We start from the raw sequence: 23,989 nt of genomic DNA, 5'->3' as shown, positions 1-23,989 counted from the left end.
CACCCTGCTAGCCCGCGAGCTTGCTGTTGCGCTGGATGCTGGCCACGATCTCCGAGACCTTGCTGGTGGTGAACAGCTCGTCGGCGGGGAGAGAGTCGTCGCCGAACTCGCGCTCCGCGCGCTCCATCAGCTTCACCGCGGTCAGCGACGTGCCGCCGGCCTCGAAGAAGTCGTCGGAGGCCGCCGCGACCCGCAGGCCGAGCTGCTTGCACTCGTCGATGACCCAGGCCTGCAGCGTCTCCGTCGCCAGGCGGTCGTTCGTCTCGCTCATGTTCTTGTCTCTCCTAATGCTTGGGAAAGCGGAAACCGTTTACGGTGCTCTCGACGAAGCGGTTGTGGCCGTAGGTGTCCTTGCCGGACACCAGCACGTTGCCGAACTTCTCGAGGCTGGCCCGGGCTCCGAACTCGTGAAGCTCGTCGGAGAACGGGTAGACCTTGACCTGGGTCGGGAGGTAGCGGGCGGCGTAGCCCAGCCGCATCTGGTCGGTCTTGCCGCTGTGCGGGTGGGAGGCGTGCATGAGCGTGGACCAGAAGAGGATGAACTGACCGCGGCGCATGACCTGGGAGACGGCCTTGGACTCGTCGGGACGCCAGTCGGGGTCCTTCTGCAGCTGCCGGTAGTCGTAGCCGAAGAGGCCGCGCTTGACGCCGTCCTTCTCCTGGCTGTTGATGAGCTCCGGGTTGTACTCCATGATCTTCGACTCGTCGTAGTTCATGGACGTGTGCGTGCCCGGGATGAACTGGAGGCAGCCATTGTCGACCGACGCCTCGGTGAAGGCGGTCCAGGCCGTGATGGTGCCGCCGAACTCCGCGTCCTCGGGCCACACGATGTGCGGGTGCTTGGCGCCGTCGACGCTGGAGAAGTTGTCCGCCTGGTGCCAGTCCGTGCCCTCGTCGCCCGGGTACTTGGGGAAGAGCTCGGTGCGCCAGCAGAGGACGTCCGGGCCGAGGAGGCTCGACACCCGGTCGACGATCTCCGGCCGGGTGATGTGCTCGGCGAGGAAGTCGACGTCGAGGTGACGGTCGTAGCTGGCCGCCAGGTTCGTGTTGCCGGACTCCGTCTGGCCGTCGGCGTAGATGGACGACTTGGTCCGGAGGAGCTTCGGCCTGATCGCCTTGTAGTTCTCCTCCATCTCGTCTTCGGTGTACAGGTCGAAGGGACCGATGTAGCCGTCACGGGCGAACTGTGCGATCTCATCGGCGCTCAGCGCGAACGTTTTGGTGCGAGCCATTGTGTCTCCTCGGTCCTAAACGCGCTCGAAGACGTCGCTAAGAGCGGAATAAGGATGGATACTTCAGGTGCGGGAGGCTCCGTGGTGTGCGCAGTTCCCGTAATGGTGATCGGGAATTCTGGGCCGGACTTCCGGTGATCACGCTATCGACAGTCGCGGTATCCGCGCGAGGTTAGAGTCACATCACGATCCATGAATTTCGCATGCCTGCCGTGGTGTTCCTCTGCATCGGGATTCCGCTGCTCGGGGAGCGGGCGGGTGGACGCCGGTCAGCGGGAACCGCTCTCCGCCGCCACGGCCGGGGTCGGGGCCGGCACGGCCGGTTCGATGCCGCGGCGCCGCTCGCGGCGCTCGACGAGGCTGAGCAGCGGGCCCGTCATCGCCGTGGTCGCCAGGGCCATCACGATGAGGGCGAGGACCATCTCCGCGGAGAGGATCCCGGCGCGGTGCCCGGCCTCCAACACGATCAGCTCGGTGAGTCCGCGGGTGTTCATGAGCGCCCCGAGCCGATAGGCCGAACCGCGGCTCATGCCGCCCAGCCGGGCGCCGAGGTAGCCGCCGGCGAGCTTGCCGACGCAGCCGAGCACCAGCGCGGAGACGATGAGCACCCAGGACGCGGCGGAGAAGGCGCGGACGAGTACGGTGACGCCGGTGACGACGAAGAAGACGGGTGTCAAGGCGCGTCCGGCGCGCGACACGGAGGCCACCGGCCCGACCCACGCGGCCATGGTGTCGCCGCTGATCGCGAGGCCGACGAGGGCGGCGCCGACGATGGCGGTCATGCCCAGGTGCTCGGTCAGCAGCGCCGTGCCCATCGCGGCGGCGCCGAGCAGGACCGCGGACGTCTTCGGCGCCTTCGCGCCGAACCGGCGCGCGGGACCGGTGCGCAGGACGACGCGGAGCAGGAAGGCGCAGCTGCCGCCCACGAGGAGCGCGATGCCGGATTCGCCGAGCCCGGTCAGGTTGCCCGCGCCGAGTCCGATGGCGAGCGTGAGCATGATCCAGCCGAGGCCGTCCATGGCCACGGCGGCCGCCAGGGAGGACCGGCCCTCGAACGAGTCGGCCATGCGGCGGTCGCTGAGGATGCGCGAGAGGACGGGTACGGCGGTGATGGACATGGCCACCGCGACCATCAGCAGATAGGCGGAGAACGGCGCGTCGCCGCGGGCTCCCTCGTCGCCGCTGACCTCGATGATCCCGACCAGTGCCAGCCCGGTGACGAGGGGCAGCGCGAAGGCGCCGGCGATGAGGGCGGAGAGGGTGCGCTTCGTCGGCCCGTCCGAACCCAGCCTCAGCTTGTGGGCGAGGCCGATCAGGTAGAGGACGAGTCCGGTCTGGCCGATCAGTTTGAGGACGTCGAGCACGGCGGGCGGCAGCAGCGCGTCGAAGAGTTCGCGGTCGGCCACGGCGAGCACGACCGGGCCGACGAGCAGCCCCATCGTGACCTCTCCGACGACTTCCGGCTGCCTCAGCCACCGGGCGCACGTCCGTCCCGCGCGGGCCAGGACGAGAACGACGGCGAGCGCGGCGGTCACGTGCAGCGCCTGTGACAAGAACTCGGATGTTTCCATGGGGGTGTGAGGCCCTTCGTGGCTGTCCTGTCAGGGATGGGCAAAGGGGCAGGCCGTGGCGTGGAGCACCGCTCCGAGACCCGTGCCGCGCGCCGGCCGGCTCACGGCTCGACGGCACGTTCCCCGCGCACCGGCCCGCTTACGGATCAACGACACCTCCCCCGCGCGGAGTCGGGTCGACGGGGTGCAAAGGGGCCGCGGAAATGGCGAGTTCTCGATGGCGCGCCGGCGCGGGCCGGCGGGCGAACCGCGGTGCGGGTGTCCGCCAGGACGGGAGGGAACGGCGCGTGCGCCGGGGCGGGCCGGGGGGACGTGACGTCCACGGAAAGGGCCCCGGCGCATGCGGAAGTCCGCGCGGGCGCGCGGATCGGATCCGGGGGATCAGATCCAGTTCGACTTCTGGGCTATCCGCAGGGCGTCGATCCGGTTGCGCGCGTGCAGCTTCGCCACGACGGACGAGAGGTAGTTGCGTACGGTTCCGCGGGAGAGGTGCAGCCGCGCCGCGACCTCGTCGATCGTGTCGCCCCGGGAGATGTTCTCCAGCACGGCGAATTCCCGGGCGGTCAGCGGGCAGTCCTCGTTGATCAGGGCGGCGACCGTCAGTTCGGCGTCGAAGACCCTTTCGCCCTGGTGCACGCGGTGAATGGCCTCGAAGAACTGGCGGGGCCGCATGCTTCGTTCGACGATTCCGCCGATTCCGGCGGCGAATGCCTTCCGGACGATCGACCGGGTGGAGGATGTGACGAGCAGCATGCTACGACAGCCGGGCAGGCCGGCGATTTTTTCGGCAATGGCGATCGCGTCGCTGTCGGCGTCCTCTAAGCTGAGGATCACTACATCAGGGCTGTTTAACTCGGCGAACTCCAGGGCGCTGTGGTTGTCCTCCGCCGATCCGACGACTCGAATGTCCTCATGACGTTCCAGCAGGGCTGTGAGCCCGAAACGTGAAAGATGCAGGCCGTCGGACATGAATACATCGATTCTCACTCGTCCCCCAACGTAGTTTTTCGATCATCAGCCAAGGACCTCTCGGGCTCACAAGTCCCTCTGATTCCCGGCCGCCATCGTCGGATCGCCTTATGCAGGACACGGCGAACGCCTCGTGACGGGCAACTTTGGCCGAGCGTAGCACTAGTGTACGAAGGGGCAGCGGTATAGCGCCCCAAGTTTTCGAATGAGTTCTAAAAGTTGCAGGTTACATCGCTCCCCCTCCCTCGGGAGTACCCGGCGCGGGACCCTGACGACAGCGCGCCATCCTGCGCCAGGGTGGATCAATCGGACATGACATCGCACATACTCCGCGTCTACGCGGATGGACCCCACAGGTCCGAGGACACGGCAGACTCGGACCGAAGAGAAGAACCGCGGAACTCCAGGTGATTGGCCTGAACCTTCGCAACAATGAGGGGCCGGCCGTCACCGCCGCTTTAGCACGGCGAGAATCCCGCGCACCCGCCCGGGCCGTGACGCGGGACGAGGAAAGCCGTGACGCGAGGCGCGAAAAGGCGCAGCCCGCGACGTTCACCGGTTCAACACCCGAGAGTGGAATCCATGCGGCGAGCCGCCGACCGCCACCGAACGCGCCTGTCACGCCTCAACTGCGAAGGGTGCAGCTCATGAGTGAACGGCAGATCATGGACTCGGTGAACATGTCTCCCCCATCTTCAACCGTCATCGGTGCGCACGCTAGCAGCCGCCGATCCGGGTTGTCAGCCTATTCACGCGGAACACAACTGTCACCGGGGCGTGCGAGGGCGGCCGAATCACCTACCCCTCGAGGGTATTCCGCTCCACGGTCCGGGGCCGCCCGGGCTGGAGTTTTAACCGGAAGTCATGAGAACTGCATATGCGCCGACCGGGGGTGGGCGTTGTAGCGTTCCGGCATCGGCTCCGTCCGGCGTTCGCACCCCCGTCGTCCGTCCGGAGATCACCGCAACGGTTCACCGGGCGCCGACACCCGCCGCCCCTCGCCCGTTCCGGGCCGTCCTCCGCCCGTGCGCCCCGTGTCGGGCGAGCGGCCGTGTTCGACACCGGCGGGCCCGCCCCGCCGTCCCCGTCCGCCGTCCCGCTCCGCCGGACCGCCGCGCCCGCACAGCGGTCCGGTGCGAGCCGTCCCCCGCCGGGCCGCGGACGCCGGCCGTGCGGTTTCGAACCCGTCGACCACCTGGCTGGTGTGACCCGAGGAGAGTTCTCGTGCCCCTGGACCGCTTCATCCGCGCCCTGATCCACTGGCAGGCGGTCGACCCACAGGCTCAGGCGCGCACCCTCACCGTCGACCAGGTGCGCCGGCGGTTCGCCGAAGGCGCCGCGCTCACCCGCCGCGACACCGCGCGGGAACGCGTCGGCGCGGTGACCGATCAGCGGATCGCCGGCCTGGACGGCGACTTCCGCGTGCGGACCTACCTGCCGCCGGCCGACCGCAACCGCCTGGTGACGTACCTGCACGGCGGCGGCTGGACCGTCGGCGACGTCGACACCCACGACACGGTCTGCCGCCGCATCACCGCCGCCCTCGGAGCCGTCGTGGTCTCCGTCGACTACCGGCGCGCGCCGGAACACCCCTACCCCGGCCCCCTCCAGGACGGCATCGCTGCGGCGGAGTGGGCGGCCGGCGCGTTCCCCGGCCGCGCCCACGTGATCGCCGGCGACAGCGCGGGGGCGGCGCTGGCCCTGGGCATCAGCCTGCACGAACGCGACCACGGGAACGTCGCCTTCAGTGCCCAGCTGCTCGTGTACCCGCCCGCCGACCCGGAGATGAGGTCGGAGTCCCTTCGCACGTACGGCTCGGGCTACCTGACCGACGCCGACGATCTGCGGTGGTACTACGAGCAGTACGTGCAGGATCCGCGGCGGAGCACCGACCCGGCGCTCGACCTGCTCCGCGCCGATCTGCGCGCGCTGCCGCCCACGGTGCTCGGCACCGCCGAGTACGACCCGCTGCACGACGAGGGCGTCGAGCTGGCCGGCCGGCTGGCCGCCGCCGGCGTCCCGGTGGAGCACGTCGAGGGGGCGGGCCTGGTGCACGGATACCTGCTGCTGGCGGACGTCGTCCCCGCGGCCGCGGAGGTGACGGCCACGGTGCTGGAGGCGCTGGAGAAGACCCTGACGACGGCGGAGGAGTCCGCGTACGGACCCGCCGGGCGGACGCCCTCCGGGGACCCGGCCCCGGCCGGCGGCGCCGTCCCGCCAGGGCCGTCCGGAGCACCGCCCGCCGCGGCCCCGCTCCCCTCGTCCCCGGACGGCCGCCCGCACCCCGACTCCTGACCTGGACCGTTCCTCGACCTCATCGGCCCCGACGGCACGCCGTGTCCGAACGGCGGGCACCACGACGCGCCCCCACCGGCCCCGCGCGGGTCCCGGGCGCCGCACCTCCGGGCCTCCCCGCCGAACCTTCCGTCATGACCGGCCGACAAGGAGATCCTGACCGTGAGCAGCATCGGACCGCACACGAGCACGGACGTGCGCACCGTTCCCGACGCCCTGCGGCTGTGCAGCGAGAAGCAGCCCGACGAGACCGCCTTCGTCTACCTGCGCGACGGCGAAGTCCCCCACGAGACCCTCACCTATCGCGAGCTCCACGACTGTGCCGGGCTGCGGGCCGCCGCCTTCGCCGCCGCCGGACTCCCCGGCGGCAACGCCGTCCTCATGTACCCCGCCGGGCTCGAGTTCGTCAGGACCGTCCTGGGGTGCATGTACGGGCGGGTGGCCGGCGCGCCCGTCCAGGTGCCCCGGCGGCTCGCGGAGGTGGAGCGGATGCGGCGGATCGCCGACGACGCCGGCACCTCGACCGTTCTGACCACCGCTGAGGCGGCCCGTGACCTCCAGGAGCAGTTCGGCGGCTCGCCCGCCCTGGCCGGGCTCACCCTGCTGGCCACCGACACCCTCGCGTACGACCCGGCCGCCCCCGAGCGGCCACTGCCGGACCCCGGGGACACCGCGCTGCTCCAGTACACGTCCGGTTCGACGGGGCGGCCCAAGGGAGTCGTGGTCACCCACGCCAACTTCCTCGCCAACGCGGCCGAGACCGACCAGGCGTGCCCGTGCGAGCCGGACGGCACCGTGGTGAGCTGGCTGCCCCACTACCACGACATGGGCATGCTGTTCGGCGTCGTGATGCCCCTGTGGGCGGGCATGCCGGCCTATCTGATGGCCCCCGAGGCGTTCATCCGCCGCCCCGCGCGCTGGCTGGAGGCCATCGCACGGTTCGGCGGCACGCACTCTGCGGCGCCCAGCTTCGCCTACGAACTGTGCGCGCGTGCCGCGGCGGAGGGCAGGACCGGCGCCGTGGGCGACCTGTCCCGCTGGCGGACCGCGGCCAACGGGGCCGAGCCGGTGCGCTGGGCGGCCGTCCGCGCCTTCATCGACGCGTTCGCGCCGCACGGCTTCGACCCCCGTGCCATGAGCCCGGGTTACGGCTTGGCGGAGAACACCCTGAAGACCACCGCCTCGCCCGCGGGCCAGGAGCCCACCGCGCTCTGGGTCTCCGCCGCCTCCCTGAGCGACGGCGTCGTGCGGCTCGCCGGCGAAGGCGCCGACGGTGCCGTCCCCCTGGTGAGCAACGGGGTCACGTCGGGCCCCACCCGGGTGCGGATCGTGGACCCCGCCACCCGTACCGCGCTGCCCGAGGGACGGGTCGGCGAGATCTGGGTCGACGGCCCCTGCACCGCCGCCGGCTACCTCGGGCGGCCCGAGGAGAGCGAGGAGACGTTCCGGGCCCGCCTCGCGGACGAGGGCCCCGCCGGCCGGCCCCATCTGCGCACCGGGGACCTCGGGTTCCTGTACCGCGGCGAGCTGTACGTCGCCGGACGCCTCAAGGACGTCATCATCCGCAAGGGGCGCAACCACTACCCGCAGGACTTCGAGCTGACCGCCGAACGTGCCGTGCCCGGGCTGCACCCGAACAGCGTGGGCGCCTTCTCCTGCGAGGACGGGGTGGCCGAACGGCTCGTCCTGGTCGTGGAGGCGGACGGCCGGCTCCTCGGCTCCCCGGGTGCCGGGGTGCTGCGGGCCCGGGTGTACGACGCGATCCGGGAGGGTCACCGGATCACGCCGGACGACGTCGTCGTGGTACGGCGCGGCGGGCTCCCGAAGACCTCCAGCGGCAAGGTGCGGCGCAGGGAGTGCAAGCGGCGCTACGAGCAGGGCGAGCTGCGGATCGTGGCCTCGGGCGTCGTCGCGGCGACCGGAACGGCATAGCCGGTTTCCGCTGTGCAAAACACATGGGAACGTGTGCGAAAACTGTCTGTCGCCCGTCAAATGCAGGCTGGTAGCGTCAAGCCCGTTACAGGGATTCAGGCAGAATCTGACGAACGTGTCGCTGTTCGGCATGCCCGAGGCGACACGGTCTTCGAACGGGCCGCCGCGGCGGGGCGCCGGACCGTGGTCCAGCTGGGCACCGTCGAGGACGGCGTGCGCGCGGCCGGGCACGGCGCCGTGGTGGTGGCCCAGGGCACCGAGGCCGGGGGCCACCTGCTGGGCACGTCGCGGCGGGACGAGCTGGTCTCCGTGCTGCGGGACCGGCTGCCCGACGCCCGTCTCGTCGCCGCGGGCGGTGCATCGGCGGACCGGCCGAGGCCGAGCGGGCGATGGCCGCCGGAGCCGACGGCATCCTGCTCGGCACGGCCTTCGTCGTCGCGCACGAGTCGCGGGCCCACGGCCGGTTCACGTCGCTGGTGACCGGGGCCGACGAGAGCGACACCGTGATCACCGACGTCTACGAGGTCGGGTGGCCCGGCCGCCGGCACCGGGTGCTGGCCACGGCCGTGACCGCCGACCCCGGGCAGCCCGAGAAGTTCATCGGCAGGACGGTGGTCGAGGGCAGGCCGTATCTGGTGCCCCGGTTCAGCGCGGTGGTGCCGACCCAGGCGACCAGCGGGCGGATCGAGGAGATGGCGCTGTACTGCGGCCAGTCCTGCACCGCCGTCACCGCGGAGGCCTCGGCGGCCGACGTCGTCGCCGCGTACGCAGGAGTGCTGCGGAGTCCGCAGACCACAGAGACCCAGGGAAGGACGGAAACCCGTGTCGGACAGTGAATCCCCGTCGCCGTACGACCTGTCGTACCGCGAGGACACCCCGCGCATCCGCACCCGGGAGGGTGTCGAGCTCTACTACGAGTCCAGCGGTGAGGGCCCGGTCATCACCACGCTCAACAACTTCTTCCTCACCGCTCCGTTCTGGCGGGCCCACACCGGGTCGCTGGTGCGGAACCACCGCGTGGTGAGCTACGACCTGGCCAACCACGGCGCGTCCGTCCGGCTCGACAAGGAGCCGACCTGGGAGGAGCACGCGGCGGACCTGGTCGGTCTGCTCGACGCGCTGGAGATCGACGCGACGTACCTGCTCGCCACCTCCTCGTCCTGCCAGATCGCCAGGGACGTGGCGCTCGCGCACCCGGACCGGGTCAAGGGCCTGGTGCTGGCCGGTCCGGTCTTCGGTCTCAAGGGCATGCGGCGCCACCGGCAGTTCAACCGCTCGTGGCTGCTGCTGTTGCAGAGCCACGGCATGGCCGCGCTGTACACCCAGATCTACGCCCAGGTGATCAGCGGGGAGATGAACGAGGAGGGCGGTACGCCGGGCTTCCTCGCGCTGCGGGAGAGCTTCATGGCGATGTCCACCCCCGAGGAGCTCGCCAACGGCATGACCCTCGTCCAGACGGGCGACCCCAGTTCCACGCTGCTGGCCGGGGTGGCCGCGCCCACCCTGCTCGTCATCGGGGACGACGACATGCTGCTGAGCCCGCGGCGCGGCCACGACGTCGCCGCGCTCTTCCCCGACGGGCGCTGCGAGATCGTTCCGAACGCCGGCCACGTGCCTTTCCTGGACGACCCCGAGGGCTTCGAGACGCTCGTCGCCAAGTTCGTCGAGGAAGTGGAATCGCGTGTCTGACGTCGAGGCCGAGATACGGCAGCGCGTCCGCGGTCTGCTGGTCGGTCTGATCGGCGGCAAGCGGTTCGCCGACGGCGTCCCGGACTCGGCCTCGCTGCGCGAGGCGGGACTGCCCTCCACCGGCCGGGTGAGCCTGCGGGACGACCACGTCGAGCCGGAGGCGCTGCGCTCCGTCGACTCGCTGACGCGGCATGTCCTGGCGCTGCGGAGCTGAAGGGCACGGGGACGTCCGGTGGCCGTCGTGTGGGAGCCGCCGGCGGGCGTCGGTCCGCTCGGTGGCTCCCCCCTACGGACCGGTGGAGCAGTCCGCCGCGGGGCGCCGGGCGGCCGCGTTTCCCCCGCGGCTTCGCCGGGTCCGTCTCCCACTCCGAGCGTCGGGCGGTCGCGGTGATGGTCCCCGGGGCCGAGGCCGTCGGCGTCGACATCGAGAGCGCGGCCGTCAGTGCGCGCGTGGCGGCGTTCGTCCTGGCCGAGCCCGAGCGGCGCACGCTGCTCGGGCTCGGCCGGCGGGTACACGGCGCGGGATCTGTTCACCGCGAAGGAAGCGGCCTTCAAGGCCCTGAGCAGCATGGGAAGACTCGGCGACTCACGTTCTGGCGGATCGGGCTCCGCCGGTCCGGCGACCCGGTTGGTCGGCTCGTTCCGCGGCGAGCCGGTGTCGGTATGGGTTCGCTCCGAGGCGGATCCGTCGTTCGCCGTGGCGATACGGCGGTGAACCGCGCGGACACGTCCGTCCCCCATGCGCACACGCAGGATCCAGAAGACTCACTGACGGCGGAAGTCGTCGAACCGGAGGAACTCATGACGAACCAGATCGGGCAGGACCGGGCGTCCAGCGCGGCGCGGGTGCTCAGCCACGTGCAGGCACGGCAGCCCCGGTTGGGCGACCTGCGCCACCTGTACGAGGGGAGCATCGCCAAGTACGACGGTGTGCGCGCCACCTTCGACGACGGCCATTCCAGGATGGTGCTGACCACCTACGACTACCTGGGTCTGCTCGGCGACGAGCGGATCAACGAGGCGGCGAAGGAGGCGGCGGACTTGTTCGGGACGGGCTGCTTCGGCTCGCGGGTCCTGGGCGGCAGTCTCGACCTGCACCGGCAGCTGGAGCAGGAACTCGCCGCGTGGGTGGGCAGAGGCGACGCCATGGTGCTCAGCTCGGGCTTCGTGACGAACTACTCCGTGCTGTCCGCCATCACCGGACCCGGCACCTGGGTGTACTCCGACGAGCTCAACCACGCCAGCATCGTCGACGGATGCATGGCGGCCAAGACCCTCGGTGCGACCGTCCGCGTCTACCGCCACAACCACATGGCCCACCTGGCGGAGCTGCTGGCCCAGGCGCCCGCGGACGCCACCAAGATAGTCGTGGCCGACGGCGTCTTCAGCATGGACGGGGACGTCTTCGACCTTCCCGGCGCGCACGAGCTGTGCCGGCGCCACGACGCCATGCTCGTCGTCGACGAGGCCCACAGCCTGGGCGTCATCGGGGCCGACGGGGGCGGCGTCGAGGACCACTTCGGCATGCCGGGCAGCGTCGATCTGGTCATGGGCACGCTGAGCAAGACCATCCCGTCCTCCGGTGGTTTCCTCGCCGGTTCGGGGGAGCTCATCTCGGCCCTCCGGTTCACCATGCGCGGGTACATGTTCAGCGGCGCCGCGTCCCCGATGGGAGCGGCCGCCAGCCTCGCCGCACTGCGCGTGATCCAGCAGGAGGGGGCCCACCGCCGCTCCCTGCTGGAGCGGAACACCAAGCACCTCAGGACACGTCTGCAGGCCGCGGGGCTCAACGTCGCGGACGTGCTGGGGCCGATCACCCCGCTGATCGTCGGGGACGACTTCATCGCCCTGGAAGGCGCGCGGCTCTGCCAGGAGCGGGGCCTCTTCGTGCTCTCGGCGATTCCGCCGGCGGTGGCCCCCGGAACGTCCCGGCTGCGTCTGAACGTCACGGCCGCCCACAGTCCGGAGGACGTCGACCTCGCCTGTGACGTCATCATCGCGGCCGTGCGCACGGCCACCGAGCGGGCCGAGGGCCGACGCCCCTGATCATCGCAACGGAGCCGGCGGGGGTGCCGGGGGCCGCGGCCCCGGCACGCCCTGCTCCGGCACCGCGTGACCGGGGGGACACCCACCTGGAGTTGGTTCGCATGCCTTCCCGAAGACAGTCGGACGTCGCCTCCGAGGAGTTCAACGCGGAGGTGGCACGGCTCGATCCTGGACGACCTGGGCGGTCTGCTGGGCGGGCAGGGCTGGCGGGCGGAGGCGTACACGCTGGGCGGGCTCGCCGAGGGCGCCTGCTCCTGGGTGCCGGCGCCGCCCGCACGACTCTGCCCGCCCCGCGACCACCACTGGGTGGCCCGCGCGCGGCTCGCCTGAGGTCCGCACGCGCCGGCTCCGGCGGTGGTGCCGCGGGGCAGTTTTCGGACGTGTTCCGTTTGACACCGCACAGCCGCGCCGCCATTTTTGTAACATGCTCGAAAACTCCCCACGCCATGCGACGACCGGAGGTTGAGGCGCTGTGACCCACACTGATTCGTTAAGGGAGACGCCGGCCCCCGAGGCGGGCGCCCGGCCCGGGCTGACCCTCGCCGCCGTCGCCGTCGTGCAGTTCATGGTGTCCCTCGACCTGTCGGTCGTGAACGTCGGACTGCCGCAGATCCGCACCGACCTGGGCTTCAGCGAAGTGGGCCTGACCTGGGTGATCCACGCCTACGCCCTCACCTTCGGCGGACTCCTCCTGCTGGGCGGCAAGATCGCCGACCTGTTCGGCCGCAAGCGCATGGTCCTGATCGGCCTCACCGTCTTCGGCATCGCCTCCCTCCTCGGCGGCTTCTCGACCGAACCGGGGCACCTGGTGGCCGCCCGCGCCGGACAGGGCATCGGCGCCGCCGCGCTCGCCCCGGCCGCGCTGGCGCTGCTGACGGCGACCTTCCCGTCGGGGCGGGAACGCGTCAAGGCGTTCGGCGTGTGGAGCGCGGTGAACGCCGCGGGCGCGGCCTTCGGCGTCCTCATCGGCGGCCTGCTCACCGAGTACGCCGGCTGGGAATGGGTCATGTTCGTCAACGTGCCGATGGTGATCGTCGCGGTGACCCTGGCCTGGCGCGGCATCGTCGCCGACGGTCCGAGGACCCAGCGCGGCCGCCCGGACGTGCTGGGCGCCATCCTCGCCACGGCGGGCATGACCCTGCTCGTGTTCGGCGTCGTCCGTACCGACCGGTACCCGTGGACCTCGTCGACGACGCTGCTCACGCTGGCGGCGGCCGTCGTCCTGCTGGTCGTCTTCCTCTTCGTGGAGAAGTCCACCTCCCGCGACCCGCTCATCCGGCTGAGCCTGTTCCGCAACCGCTCGGTCGCCGGAGCCAACCTCTTCGTCCTCCTGCTCGGCGGCGCCATGGCGTCGGCCTTCTTCTTCATCTCCCTCTACCTCCAGCGCGTGCTGGGGAGCAGCCCCGCCAAGAGCGGCGTCGAGTTCCTGCCGTTCGCGTTCGGCGTCGTTCTCGGCTCGGTGCTCGCCATCAAGCTGGGCGGCACCCTCGCTCCCCGCATGGTGCTGGCCATCGGCGGTCTGCTGACCGGCGTCGGGTTCGCCTTCTTCAGCCTCTTCACCGCCGACGGTTCGTTCGCCGTCGACGTCCTCGGGCCGTCGCTCATCGCCAGCATCGGCATCGGCCTGTGCCTCGCCCCGATGGCCTCCCTCGGCACCAGCGGCGTCGAGGAGCACGAGGCGGGCTCGGCCTCGGCCCTGCTGAACAGCTCGCGCCAGATCGGCGCCGCGCTCGGCCTGGCCGCCCTGGGCACCGTCGCCAACGCGCGCACCGGGGACTCCGGCACCATGGAGGCCCTCACCGACGGCTACGCGCTCGGCATGCTGATCGGTGCCGTGATCGTGGCGGTCGGCGTTCTGATCGCCCTCGCGGTCCTTCCCCGCACCAGCCGCGACACCGAGGCCGCCGGGCACCACTGACCGCCGGTGCCAGGTGAAAAGCGCACACGTACACATGTGGTGACAATGTGTACTGGCGACAATCCCGCTGGTAATGTCGACAGCGTTCCCGGGATTCAGGCAGAGGCCGGCGTCGAAGCGCGGCTCACGGTCCTCCGGGTGGGGTTCCCTTCACCCCACCCGGCCGAAGGGGCCGCACTTCACCTCCACAGAGGCCGCGCCGCCCGACGTTCTCTGTACGGCATCGCCCGGGGCCGACGGCCCGCGCCGCGGCGGAACCGGCGGTGTCGCCCGCGCGGCGGCGCGGCTCCTCGCTCGTCGGCGTGACCCGACCGCCTGGCCCGGACCGAACACCGCGGCTCAAGAGACAGCCACCGCCGCACAGCCCAGGAGGGTGCCATGAACGACGCGAGTTTCCGGAGTCGGTTCATTCGTCGCCGAGGATCGGGCGACCGGATGGCGGCCCCTTGTCCGGCGCTGCCCCCCGGCCACCAGACAAGCAGCGCGCGGAGTTTCGCGTGATGAGAGCAGCGCGCGGACGCGCGGGGCACCGGATGCGCCCGGTCGGCGCCGAAGGCATGAAGTACCTGACGGCGCGCATGCGTCCGAGCCTGACCCTCGTCACCGCCTTCGACACCGACGCCCGCCCCTGGGGCGCGACGTGCACCTTCCTCGCGACCGTCGCCCAGGATCCCCCCACCGTCCTGGTGAGTCTGCACCGGGACGGCCCGACCGCCCAAGCAGCCCTCGCCCTGGGCGAGTTCGCCCTCAATCTGCTCCCCCGGGGCGCCCGCACGACCGCCGGGCTGTTCGCCGACGAGGAGTCCGACGCCTTCGACCGGGTCGACTGGACCGTGCCGCGCGGGGCCACCGGACCCCATCTGAGCGGCGACGCCCTCGCGGTGGCCGACTGCGCGATCGCGGGCCACTCCACCCACGACGACCAGGTCACCCTCTTCGCCAAGGTGCGTCACGTCCTCCTGAAACCCACACGGCGCTGCGGACTGCTGGCCGCGGCGTTCGGTCTCGTGGACTGACCACGGGCCCCGTACGCACGGGGTGCTCAGTCGTCGCATGCGGCCACATGTGGACTGCCGGGGTCGCCGGGGTCTCCAAGAGCTGCCGATCCGCGGTTGGATACCGGTGCGGCACGGAAAGCGGTGGAATGCGGCGAGGACGATCTGAGGGCACTGGCCGGGGCTCGTTCCTTCGAGCGGCCTGGCCGAGCTGGTGGCATGCGGGGACTTTCAGGTCTTCCCGAACCAGACGGCTGCTGCACGACAGCTCTGGGACATCTGGTCCTGGCGGCACGAAGTCATGCTCGACACGGGCGTCACACCCCGGCCCGGACTTGCCGAGGCCATCGCCGGGCTCCAAGCCGCAGGAGCAGCCCGGGTCTACATGGCGACGGTCACCGGATCGCAGAGACGCTTCACGATCTTCCTGTCGGAAGACCTCACCCAGTGCGTCGCCTGCCGGTGACGCCACCTCGTTGTGTGAGGCGTTCGTCGGCACCGACGCGCGTTCGGACAGCGACTGAGGACGCACCCGCCCCGGTCGGCAGAGGTACGAACGGTGGGGCATTCACCGAAGGCTGCGCCCGGGACGGACCGTCCGCAGGACGCAACACCCGATCACGCTCCTCGGCCGAGAGACGAGCAAGCAGGGCCACGACCCTGCCCAGCTCGTCCTCGCTCGACGTCACCGGTCACCCGCCAGGTCGAGATCACGCTCAGACGTCTCGGCAGGAGTCTGCGCCTGCTTCGGCCGGCGCCACGGACGAGTGATCGGCTGGGACACCCCGCGCCACCAAGCATCCGCGGGCAGCTTCCCCGCCGGCTCGAAGGGCTCGCCGGGGCGCGGGAGCGCCACCGCCTGGCCGGCCTCCTCGGCCGCGTCCTTCGTCCACTCGCCCGGTTCCGCCCAGGCGTGCGGGGCCAGGTTGAAGGTGGCCCAGTGGATCGGGAGCAGCACGCCGCCGGGGCGGCCGCCCTGGAGGTCGAGGTGGGCCCGGAGGCCCTCGGCCGGGGTCATGTGGATGTCGGGCAACAACCCTTCGTTCTGTACACGCCGCGCTTGGCGTCCAGACGTGTGGTTCTTGGTCCAGATCCACACGTTCTGCACGCACACTCCCAGCCGTCAGCCCGTGTGGATCTCGGCTAATAGGCACGCACCGTAATGCCTGGATCACGGTAGTGAAGGAGGAACTGCCCCGGAACCATCGATTGCGACCCCGATGGTTAGGATTGGCCAGTGCATGACGTTGAGTGGTCCCCTGCTGAGCTGCGGGAACTGGAGGACCTGAAGCAGAGGGAATCCCTGCTCCCGCCAGACGCCCCAAGGGCCCTGCTCTCCATTCGCCTGTCCGTTTTGACCGAGGAGACGACCTCCCCGGTTCGACAGGAATTGGATCTTCGCCGTTTCGCCATCAACCGCGGCTGCCGCGTCGTGGGAGTGGCCAGGGACCTCAACGTCTCGGCGACGAAGGTGCCACCATGGAAGCGCCCCGAGCTCGGCGACTGGATCAATAACCGAGCGCCCGAGTTCGATCAGATCCTCTTCTGGAAGCTCGACCGCTTCGTACGTCGCATCTCCGACCTGCACCTCATGATCGAGTGGTGCAGGGAGTACGACAAGGTGCTCGCGGCCGACAAGGATCCGATCGACCTCGACAGTGCGTACGGCGAAATGATGGTCACGATGATCGCCGGCATGGCGCGCATCGAGGCCGCGAATACCGGCGTGCGCCTGGAGTCCCTGTGGAAGTACGCCAGGACCACCGACAGGTGGGTGATCGGTAAGCCGACATACGGCTACACGACAGAGGACGGCGCCGAAGGGCGCAGGCTCGTCGTCCACCCATTCCGCAAGCGGGTGCTCCGGTGGATCTACGCCATGCTCATGCGTGGGCGGTCCATGTACAAGATCACTCAGATCGTGAACCGAGCGGGTGTTCCCGCGCCCAACGGCGGGAAGTGGTACGCGAGAAATCTCACAGCGATCTTGACGAACCCCGCGCTCAAGGGCGTGCGGGTAATTCGGCCACCCAAGGCCAAGAGCAAGGACATCTCACGCATCGTCTATGGAGCAGATGGCCAGCCGATCAGGCTCGCCCCTCCGATCTTCACCGACGAAGAGTTCGACGCTATCCAGGACAGGCTGAAGCAGAACGCCAAGCACGGACGCAAGTCCTCCAAGGGGAAGAAGTTGTCGCTGTTCCTCGGTGTGATCAAGTGCGGCACGTGCGACGCCAACATGTACAAGCACATATCGACGAAGAAGCGGACGGACGGCACGGTCAAGCTGTATCCGAAGCTGCGATGCTCGTCCTACACCAGGGAGCCGTGTGGAGCCCCGGTCTTCGACCCGGACGAGATGTACGGGGCCCTCGCTGACACGGTTCTTGGCCAGCTGGGGGACTTCGAGGTCATCCACCGCGAATATGCCCGGGGCGCGGAGAACCAGGCCCGCGTCGCGGAGCTTCAAGCATCGATTAAACACTACATGGATGGGCTCGCCCCAGGTGGCGTATTCGCAGTCGGAGGGTTCATCCAGGAGCAGGCAAAGGAAGCACTCCAGAAGCTCGGTGCCGAACTGGAGAAGATCGACCCAGAGAGCACAAAGGACCGCTGGACGTACAAGTCCATGGGAGTTACCTACCGCCAGCACTGGGCCACGCTGGGGACGGATCAGATGGAGAAGGACCTTCTCCGGGCTGGCATCACTTTCGTGGTCCACCAGGAGCACTGCGACCTCCTCATACCTGACGACGTGAAGAGCCGTTTGGTCGTAAAGGACGACTACTTCAAGAAGAAGCTATAAAAATCAGGAGCCCCACCGCACCCAAGGTACGGTGGGGCTCCTTTCAGCGTTCCGTCACGGCAACGAGCTTTCGCTCGCCAGTCTTACTCACCTCGTAGACGAACACCTTCATGCCGCTCTCCTGGTTCATGCGGATCGCCAGCCGCCCTCTTAACGGCAGCCATGGCCGAATAAAGATTCCATCCAGCCGCCCGGAAGCCAGCCATAAACAACCATCAGTACTCACCCTGATAGCCGCTTTGGCTAACCATCCTCGTTCACTTGGCAGGATTCGCTCGCAGTGCTCCACCGCCAAGTGCAGCCATCGCGAACACCCTGATGATCCGCAGGATCCCCGGTTTCGGAAACCGGGGATCTCCCGCTATATTGCGCCCCGCACTCAGTGCCCCTTCAAGTCGCGAGGTTGCTGCGAAGTCGCGAATGGTGTGCATGCCGAGCCCCCTGGGATGCCCGCGAGGGTGACCCTGGAGGCTCTACTGAGCTGTTTGTTAGTCCTGTGGGGTTGACGGGCGGAGGGCGAGGTCGGTGCGGGTGAGAAAGGACCAGGGCAGTCGTTCAGCGACCGTCACCTCAGAGGCGACAGCGTGCGCCGCGCTTTGCTCAGCATCGCCCGGATGCACAACCTCGCCCTCCTGGGATAGGAAGACGGGCCGCACGGCGGCCCGCTATGCCCGCTGACACCAGAAGATCACTCACGTGACAGCCCTTTAGGCTGCCTGAGTCTGGCCGATGAGGCGAAGGAGAGTACGAGCCGAGCCGAGGTCAGACACGACATGGTCTGCCCCTGCTGCTCGCAGCTGCTCTTCGGTGGTGGTGCCCGAGGCGACCCCGATGACCCTGGCACCGCCTTCCAGACCGGTGCGTACGTCTTCCAGCGAGTCACCCAGGATCACCGTGTTGTCGCGATCGAACCGGCCTCCGTGCTTCGTGGCTGCTCGGTCTTGGGCGATGTGTACGAGAGCCGGGCGGTAGGGATCGTCGGACGCGTAGCCGCCGATGTCGGTGTCGAGGTAGCCGATGAGGCCCAGCGCGGACAACTTGGTCTCGGCGCTGCCTCGCAGGTTTCCCGTGACGACGGTCGGAATCAGGTGCTCCGCCTGCTGAACCGCGGCCAGCGCGTCCACGGCTCCGGGCATGATGACCCCCTCGGTGGCCAGCAGCTCCCGGTGGCCGGCCAGGCGGTCGGGGAGCTCGGCGACGATGCGGTCCGCCAGCGTCTCAACGCTCTTCTCGGGAACGTGGTTGACGCGCAGGAGCTCGCGGACTGCCAGGGGCATGGTGACTCCGGTGCCGCGGGCCGGCAGAGCGGTCGGAGGGCGGCCGACGACGCTGGTGAAGGTCTCCCGGTACACGCGCCGGTCGATGTCACCGGTGTAGACGAGGGTGCGGTCGATGTCCCACAGGACCAGGATCATGCGGCACGCTCACGCATGACGGCCTGACCACGTTCCAGAAGATCTCGGGCGGGAGCGACCGAGGAGTAGCGACGGGCTTCGGCGAGCATCGCGTCCAGGTTGTCGTCCAAACGTGCGGAGCGGACTCCGGCGGCGAGAGCGAGGACTTCGTGTCCGGTCGCGGATCCGGCGTCGACGTCACCGGCGCGCATCTGGGCGGTGGCGGCGCGGGAGAGGAACTGGGCGCGGGTGCGGATCTCGTCCGGGCTGAAGGCGTTGCGGGCGTCAGCGAATGCCTGGGCGGCCTGGTCGGGGCGGCCCAGATCGAGCAAGCAGCTGGCTGTCTGGCCCATGATCTCGCCGGGGTTGATCCAGTAGAGCCAGTGGGGGTCGTCCTCACCGCGTCCCCGGGCGCACAGGGCCTGGGCGTCCTCCAGGGCGATGCGGGCCTGGCGTTCCTCGCGCAGCCGGGCGTGCCCGCGGGCCTGGCGGGTGAGGAGCATGGCGTGCAGGGCGGGCGCGTCCTGGTCGGCGATGACCTGGCGGGCGGTGCGTGCGGCGGTGATCGCGTCGCGGGGGTCGCCGGCGGAGTATCCGTGGATGGCGATGAAGGACAGCGCCCCGGCACGTAGTCTGCTGTCGCCGCTGGCATGAGCAGCGCGCAGGGCTCCGAGGAGAAGGTTGCGGGCGACGTCGTGGGCGCCGCTGTCGAAGTGGTACCAGCCGGTCTGGATCGCGGTGTCCGCGGCCACCGCCGCGAGGCGCCGACCGGTGGCCTCGGTGAAGTCCCCTTCTTTCAGGAGTCGGAGGAGGACCTTGAGGTGCGCCGTGGCGGCTCGGGCGAGGTTGCCGCTGCCATGGTTGGCATCGGCCTGGCGCAGAGCGTCGGTGGTCGACTGCAGGCTGGTGAGGAGCTGGCCGGAGATGCTGATTCCGTTCCGGGCGGTGGAGGCCACGGCCTCAGGCGGGGCAATGGCTGCTTGCAGGATGTACTGCGTGAGGCTGACCCCACCCAGGGCGATCACACTGCGGCGGTTCAATCCGGGCATGGCTCCTCCGACGGCTGTGTCCAGTGACGTCACCATACGAGCAGTCGTCCACGGCAAGGCCGGGTCGATGGCTGCGCTGAGCCGCTGCGATTCAGCCTGCTCGAAGGGGGCCAGGAGGAGCGGGCGCAGGTCGGCGGGAAGCCCAAGTCCGGTCAGAAGGTCGATGATCGCCTCCCGGCCGTTGACCTGTTTGAGGCCGCGCTCCACGTCGGAGATGTAGCCCTGGGTCAGGCCGGTCAGCTCGCGTACGGCTTTCTGGGAGAGCCCGGACCGGCGGCGGACAAGGCGTACGACGGTTCCGAAATCCCAGGCAGCAAGGGCCTTGTGTACTTGCTCATCGCGCCAGGCCCGGTCCGGGATCGTCGGCGTCTCATCGGTTCGGGCGCAGGCAGCGCACCGCGTATCCGGGTTGTACCGGCTAATCGGCAGTCCGCACCGTTCACACATCCGCCCAGGTGCCTCTGACATGGCCACCTCAGCTCCCCTGGTCGTGATCCAGCTCGCCCCAGCCGTGAGACCAGGCTAGGCGGAGATCGATATCGCCGCAGCGATATCGCTGCGGCGGTGCCCTGCCAGCCGGCGCGACTCCAAACTCAGTGCACTGCCCCCGTGACACCCCGTTGAACTTTGTTGGTACCGGGCCCCTTTGACCCAATGCTGCGGAAAGGAGATGCCCCATGAGACGAGGCCACAGGGCCGTGTCCTCATCGCGTGGCAGGCGTCTTCGGCTACGCGGCGGTCTCGGTGCAGCGCACGGGTCGCTGGGGTGCGACGGCTGGAGCGGGCGGAGCAGCCTCTCCTTGCGGGATCGCATCGCGGGCGCGGCTGGCCGAGAGGGGGCCCCGGAGGCGGATCTCGTTTCAGGGCCGCTCGCGAGCGTCCCGCCAGTAGTTCTGCAGCATGTCGGTCGGCCACTCCGGCTGGCGTACGGGACCGCGGGGCAGCATCTCGCGGAAGACGGGCGCCAGGTCGATCACCGGCGTGCCGTCATCGGCGTCCAGGTCCGTAACGTGAAGGTCCCGTCCCTCGACTCGCAGCAGCCGGGGGTACGAGACCCCGAGGCGGGCCGGGCGGCGGTGGTTCCGGTGTACGAGTCCGCCAGTAGCCGGCCACTGCGCGTTCCCGCGCGGGCTGCGCGGTTCGAGCTCGACGTCGCTGTCCGATCCCAGGTGGAAGTGGAAGAGCACCTCGACGTGGCTGAACTCGTCGATCCCTTCGAGGGCACTCTCGGGGATTTCCGGCACGAGACGGATAACCGATTCGACGCCCCCCTTGTAGTCGTCGAGGCGGCCGGTCTGGCCCCCGAGGACGGTAGCGATCACCGGAACCTGGATGTAGTTGCTGACCTTGAACACGTACTGCCTCTCCTGACATGGCCGCCGTCCGAGGGCGGACACTCCCTGATCCGGGCTTCCGTACGCTACCGGTCAGCGGTCGGCGAGCACTGCTCGCGCCCGGGCGTCGAGCTCAGCAGCCGGGCTGCCACCCCGCGTTCGAAACGGGCTCAGAGCCCGGCGCATCTGCACGACGGCCTCTCGTGCACGGCCGGACTGCACCCTGGTCATCGCGTCGAGCGCCTGCTTCCAGGTAGCGCAGGCCGCGTCGAGCTGCCCTTGCCGGACCTGTACATCGCCGAGGTATCCCAAGGTCACGGAGTGGGTGCGCTTGAACTGCGTCCGACGGGTGCGGACGCTGCGCTTGAACTCCCTCTCAGCGCCCTTCAAGTCGCCGAGATCTCTCAGCGCGGCGGCAGTTTCGTGGGCAAGGCTGGCCTCACCAAAGAACCAGACGCGCTCCGGTTCTTCGCCTTCGCCGGTGGCACGCACGAGGTCCTTCTCGGCCTGGAGGAGTGCTGCTGCGGCCTGCGTCTTGTGTCCGGCGGCGGCAAGAGCCCGGGCGTGCACGACGCCCAAAAGGGCCTTCTCCCGCCAACACGCCTCCCGGTAGCGGCGGCCGGAGAGGGATCCCTCTGCCAGGCGGATAGCTTCCGCCGGCTGCTTCAGATCGACTGCCTGGTGGGCCATGGCACGCAGCACGTGTCCGGCGAGAGGAGCGTCGCCGGCCTCCTCGGCAAGCTGGGTCGCCAAGGTCAGCCACCGCAGCGCAATCGGGTGCTCGCCCGCATCGAAGGACGTCCATCCCGCGAGGTAGGCGAGTTCGGCTGCCGCAGAGGTCATGGCCCGGCGTACACGGTCGGTGGGGAACCGGCCGGAGAGAAGCTCGACGACATCGGTGCGCAGGTATGCGACGAGCGCGATGCGCCCCACACCGCGCCCGCCGCGCTCCTGGTCCCGGCGAGAGAGAAACGTCGTCATCTCGCGAACGCCGGCAACGTCATCGAGGGTGACGTTGCGCGGCGAGAGCGGCTTCCTGGCCCGAGCACGTTCCCCAGCCTGCTGCCATTCGGCCTCGGAGGGGAGCACCAGCCCCGCGACCGAGTAGGCCGTCTGCGCCAGCACCTGGCGTCGCTCTATGTCCATGTCCGTGCTCCCGAGGGTCGCCAGCGTGGTGAGGGCGTCGACGCTCCACCCGGGTGCCGGCGGCGCGGCTCGGTCTTCCTGCTCCAGCCCGATGTCGGCAAGCGTGATGACACGGCCAAGGCCACGGGTGAGCGTCTCCGCCAAGATATGCGGTGCCCGGCCCTCGGGGATCGCGCCTCCGATCCATCGGGCGATGCGCGACTGATCGCATCGAAGCAGCTCTGTGGCGCCATTCTCGGCCGCGACAACTCGGAAGCGAGCGGCCAGTTGTCGCTGCGACAGGCCGAGTTCCTGGACGAGAGCGTCCAGTTTGGTGTTGCGCATCCGGCTCACGAGTGTGCGCCCCTGTCCCTGAAACGATCTTGCATCACGTGCATCGCCTCGCTGAGGCCGCCGGGATACCCGCGGACCCGCAAGCACGGTTTCCTCGTCAGGACGATATTCCTCCAACCCTCCTGCGATGCAACGAAATCGGCCTTGTCACGCCTACGGGCGAGGACGGTGACCGGAATTGGCCCCTGCAGGGGCCAAGAAGGGGAGCTGATGAACGTGCACGATCCCGCGGCCGGCCGCTGCCCGCCGTGCACCGCCACGATGGTGCACGCTCGTAGCCCGCAGGAACACGACATCGCCGGTGTACAGCCGCGCACCCCGTCCACCGCCGAGCCGGTGTCGTACGGCGAGCGTCCGTTCCAGGCCGTTTCGGTTTTCCCGGCAGACCTCTCCGTGGTTCCCCGGGCTCGCCGAGAGCTGCACCGACTGATGCGTCATTCCGGACTGTCCTCGATCGCAGACGACGTCGCGCTCGGAGCCCAGGAACTGATGGCGAACGCAGTGGAACACGGCTGCCGCAACCAGTCGGCAGTGGAATTCACCGTGACGGCTTCCTACCTGCGTGGGCGTGTCCGTGTCGAAGTGCACGACGCTTCGGACGAATGGCCCCGGCTTCGGCCGGAGAGCGGAGACAGCGAAGGGGGCCGCGGACTGCGTCTGATCGACGCCTTAGCCGCGAACTGGGGAGTCCAACCAGGAACAGGCCGAGGAAAGACGGTCTGGATGGAGCTGGACGTCCCGCCGTTGCTGGTGGAGGGTTTGTGATGCTGGCCGCGAGCTCCGACGTGAACACTATGGTCTGGGCGTTGACGGCCCTCCGCCAGTCTGTTGCGGACGACCCGCCGGACGACGAGGAGGACCTGCTCGCCGCCATCGACGCGGTCATGGATCCCTGCCACGCACCGGCGCCCCCGGCAGCACCGTCCGCGACCGGTGCCCTGCTGGGACGCCTCCCCTTCCGGCCCCGACGCCGCGAGGAGGTCGCGCTGAAGGCCGGCGCGCTCTCCGAGGAGGACGTGGCCTGGATCCTCTTCCAGCTCAGGCGTGCGACCGAGCCGGCCATCACCCGAGCGACGGTTCGGGTCCGGCCTGCTCCGACCCGGCTGATCACGCAGGCACGTGCGCTCCATCGGGGCATGCCCGAGGGCGATGACGTGGTCGGCTACCTGCGCCGTTACGCCCAGGTGCTCCTGGACCTCCTGGACCTGGTGAGGGGTGACAGCCCATGACGCCCCCTCTCCCTGTGCTCGTCGACCCCACCCGTTCCCTTCTCTCGTCCC

19 protein-coding genes and 1 pseudogene are annotated in these 23,989 nt (G+C 69.7%); 11 read left to right on the top strand and 9 right to left on the bottom strand.

Going from position 1 to position 23,989, the window contains the following annotated elements; all coding sequences use genetic code 11:
- Positions 1–7: 7 nt before the first annotated feature.
- From IF73_RS0119260 to IF73_RS39105, 4 genes are all read right to left on the bottom strand, one after another.
- Positions 8–271 (bottom strand): phosphopantetheine-binding protein, encoded by a 264-nt coding sequence (locus IF73_RS0119260; RefSeq protein WP_031009600.1) that lies wholly within the window; start codon positions 269–271, stop codon positions 8–10.
- A gap of 13 nt (positions 272–284) precedes the next feature.
- Positions 285–1,232, bottom strand: a complete 948-nt coding sequence (locus IF73_RS0119255) for a chlorinating enzyme (RefSeq protein WP_031009598.1) — start codon at positions 1,230–1,232, stop codon at positions 285–287.
- A 269-nt stretch (positions 1,233–1,501) separates the two neighbouring features.
- Complete coding sequence (locus tag IF73_RS0119250; protein ID WP_063833447.1) at positions 1,502–2,803, bottom strand: cation:proton antiporter; 1,302 nt, start codon at positions 2,801–2,803, stop codon at positions 1,502–1,504.
- A 381-nt stretch (positions 2,804–3,184) separates the two neighbouring features.
- Positions 3,185–3,772: a response regulator transcription factor gene (locus IF73_RS39105; protein ID WP_031009596.1), complete on the bottom strand. Its 588-nt coding sequence runs from the start codon at positions 3,770–3,772 to the stop codon at positions 3,185–3,187.
- Between the two features lie 1,224 nt (positions 3,773–4,996).
- Between IF73_RS39105 and IF73_RS37780 the strand changes: the two genes are divergently transcribed.
- The 8 genes from IF73_RS37780 to IF73_RS0119205 all read left to right on the top strand — a co-directional run bounded on the left by IF73_RS37780 (position 4,997) and on the right by IF73_RS0119205 (position 14,668).
- Complete coding sequence (locus IF73_RS37780) at positions 4,997–6,067, top strand: alpha/beta hydrolase (protein ID WP_051717006.1); 1,071 nt, start codon at positions 4,997–4,999, stop codon at positions 6,065–6,067.
- Between the two features lie 162 nt (positions 6,068–6,229).
- Positions 6,230–7,999, top strand: coding sequence for a fatty acyl-AMP ligase (locus IF73_RS0119235; protein ID WP_234338277.1), 1,770 nt, complete (start codon positions 6,230–6,232; stop codon positions 7,997–7,999).
- A 389-nt stretch (positions 8,000–8,388) separates the two neighbouring features.
- Positions 8,389–8,835 (top strand): nitronate monooxygenase, encoded by a 447-nt coding sequence (locus IF73_RS38710; protein WP_031009593.1) that lies wholly within the window; start codon positions 8,389–8,391, stop codon positions 8,833–8,835.
- The gene (locus tag IF73_RS0119225) at positions 8,822–9,688 is read left to right on the top strand and encodes an alpha/beta fold hydrolase (RefSeq protein ID WP_031009591.1); all 867 of its coding nucleotides are present in this window, start codon (positions 8,822–8,824) and stop codon (positions 9,686–9,688) included. The genes IF73_RS38710 and IF73_RS0119225 overlap by 14 nt, the downstream gene beginning before the upstream one ends.
- Positions 9,681–9,902: a hypothetical protein gene (locus IF73_RS0119220; RefSeq protein ID WP_031009590.1), complete on the top strand. Its 222-nt coding sequence runs from the start codon at positions 9,681–9,683 to the stop codon at positions 9,900–9,902. Before IF73_RS0119225 ends, IF73_RS0119220 begins: the two co-directional genes overlap by 8 nt.
- A gap of 587 nt (positions 9,903–10,489) precedes the next feature.
- A complete protein-coding gene (locus tag IF73_RS0119215; protein ID WP_051717002.1) occupies positions 10,490–11,734 on the top strand; it encodes an aminotransferase class I/II-fold pyridoxal phosphate-dependent enzyme in 1,245 nt (414 codons plus the stop codon).
- 472 nt (positions 11,735–12,206) lie between these two features.
- Complete coding sequence (locus IF73_RS0119210; RefSeq protein ID WP_031009586.1) at positions 12,207–13,652, top strand: MFS transporter; 1,446 nt, start codon at positions 12,207–12,209, stop codon at positions 13,650–13,652.
- Positions 13,653–14,152: 500 nt separating this feature from the next.
- Positions 14,153–14,668, top strand: coding sequence for a flavin reductase family protein (locus tag IF73_RS0119205; protein WP_078868137.1), 516 nt, complete (start codon positions 14,153–14,155; stop codon positions 14,666–14,668).
- 664 nt (positions 14,669–15,332) lie between these two features.
- Here IF73_RS0119205 and IF73_RS0119195 read toward each other — a convergent pair.
- A pseudogene (locus IF73_RS0119195) lies at positions 15,333–15,677 on the bottom strand (MBL fold metallo-hydrolase); the annotation flags it as partial.
- Between the two features lie 207 nt (positions 15,678–15,884).
- On the opposite strand from IF73_RS0119195, the gene IF73_RS0119190 reads away from it, so the two are divergent.
- Entirely contained in the window at positions 15,885–17,453 is a 1,569-nt protein-coding gene (locus IF73_RS0119190) for a recombinase family protein (RefSeq protein WP_031009579.1), read from the top strand.
- 707 nt (positions 17,454–18,160) lie between these two features.
- On the opposite strand, the gene IF73_RS0119185 is transcribed toward IF73_RS0119190, so the two are convergent.
- From IF73_RS0119185 to IF73_RS0119170, 4 genes are all read right to left on the bottom strand, one after another.
- Entirely contained in the window at positions 18,161–18,868 is a 708-nt protein-coding gene (locus tag IF73_RS0119185; protein WP_031009577.1) for an HAD family hydrolase, read from the bottom strand.
- Positions 18,865–20,364, bottom strand: coding sequence for a helix-turn-helix domain-containing protein (locus IF73_RS0119180; protein WP_031009575.1), 1,500 nt, complete (start codon positions 20,362–20,364; stop codon positions 18,865–18,867). Before IF73_RS0119180 ends, IF73_RS0119185 begins: the two co-directional genes overlap by 4 nt.
- Positions 20,365–20,756: 392 nt before the next feature.
- Positions 20,757–21,251, bottom strand: coding sequence for a TrmO family methyltransferase domain-containing protein (locus IF73_RS0119175; RefSeq protein WP_031009574.1), 495 nt, complete (start codon positions 21,249–21,251; stop codon positions 20,757–20,759).
- Positions 21,252–21,323: 72 nt separating this feature from the next.
- On the bottom strand, positions 21,324–22,709 hold the full coding sequence (locus tag IF73_RS0119170) for a hypothetical protein (RefSeq protein WP_031009572.1): 1,386 nt from the start codon (positions 22,707–22,709) through the stop codon (positions 21,324–21,326).
- A 210-nt stretch (positions 22,710–22,919) separates the two neighbouring features.
- Here IF73_RS0119170 and IF73_RS39615 point away from each other — a divergent pair, with 210 nt between their 5' ends.
- Entirely contained in the window at positions 22,920–23,474 is a 555-nt protein-coding gene (locus tag IF73_RS39615) for an ATP-binding protein (protein WP_078868136.1), read from the top strand.
- Entirely contained in the window at positions 23,474–23,938 is a 465-nt protein-coding gene (locus IF73_RS0119165; protein WP_031009570.1) for a hypothetical protein, read from the top strand. Before IF73_RS39615 ends, IF73_RS0119165 begins: the two co-directional genes overlap by 1 nt.
- Positions 23,939–23,989: the final 51 nt, after the last annotated feature.

The sequence above is a fragment of the Streptomyces sp. NRRL F-5727 genome (assembly GCF_000719555.1).
In the GTDB taxonomy this organism is placed as follows: Bacteria; Actinomycetota; Actinomycetes; order Streptomycetales; family Streptomycetaceae; genus Streptomyces.
Note: the sequence above shows the minus strand (reverse complement) of the source record. Positions and strands in the feature narration are given on the sequence as shown.

What these genes read in the sequence shown, in the direction of transcription:
- IF73_RS39615 (WP_078868136.1), top strand. Translation starts at nt 22,920, where the DNA reads ATGAACGTGCACGATCCCGCGGCCGGCCGCTGCCCGCCGTGCACCGCC.
- IF73_RS0119180 (WP_031009575.1), bottom strand. Translation starts at nt 20,364, where the DNA reads ATGTCAGAGGCACCTGGGCGGATGTGTGAACGGTGCGGACTGCCGATT.
- IF73_RS38710 (WP_031009593.1), top strand. Translation starts at nt 8,389, where the DNA reads ATGGCCGCCGGAGCCGACGGCATCCTGCTCGGCACGGCCTTCGTCGTC.
- IF73_RS0119215 (WP_051717002.1), top strand. Translation starts at nt 10,490, where the DNA reads ATGACGAACCAGATCGGGCAGGACCGGGCGTCCAGCGCGGCGCGGGTG.
- IF73_RS39105 (WP_031009596.1), bottom strand. Translation starts at nt 3,772, where the DNA reads ATGTCCGACGGCCTGCATCTTTCACGTTTCGGGCTCACAGCCCTGCTG.
- IF73_RS0119205 (WP_078868137.1), top strand. Translation starts at nt 14,153, where the DNA reads ATGAGAGCAGCGCGCGGACGCGCGGGGCACCGGATGCGCCCGGTCGGC.
- IF73_RS0119260 (WP_031009600.1), bottom strand. Translation starts at nt 271, where the DNA reads ATGAGCGAGACGAACGACCGCCTGGCGACGGAGACGCTGCAGGCCTGG.
- IF73_RS0119255 (WP_031009598.1), bottom strand. Translation starts at nt 1,232, where the DNA reads ATGGCTCGCACCAAAACGTTCGCGCTGAGCGCCGATGAGATCGCACAG.
- IF73_RS0119250 (WP_063833447.1), bottom strand. Translation starts at nt 2,803, where the DNA reads ATGGAAACATCCGAGTTCTTGTCACAGGCGCTGCACGTGACCGCCGCG.
- IF73_RS0119185 (WP_031009577.1), bottom strand. Translation starts at nt 18,868, where the DNA reads ATGATCCTGGTCCTGTGGGACATCGACCGCACCCTCGTCTACACCGGT.
- IF73_RS0119165 (WP_031009570.1), top strand. Translation starts at nt 23,474, where the DNA reads ATGCTGGCCGCGAGCTCCGACGTGAACACTATGGTCTGGGCGTTGACG.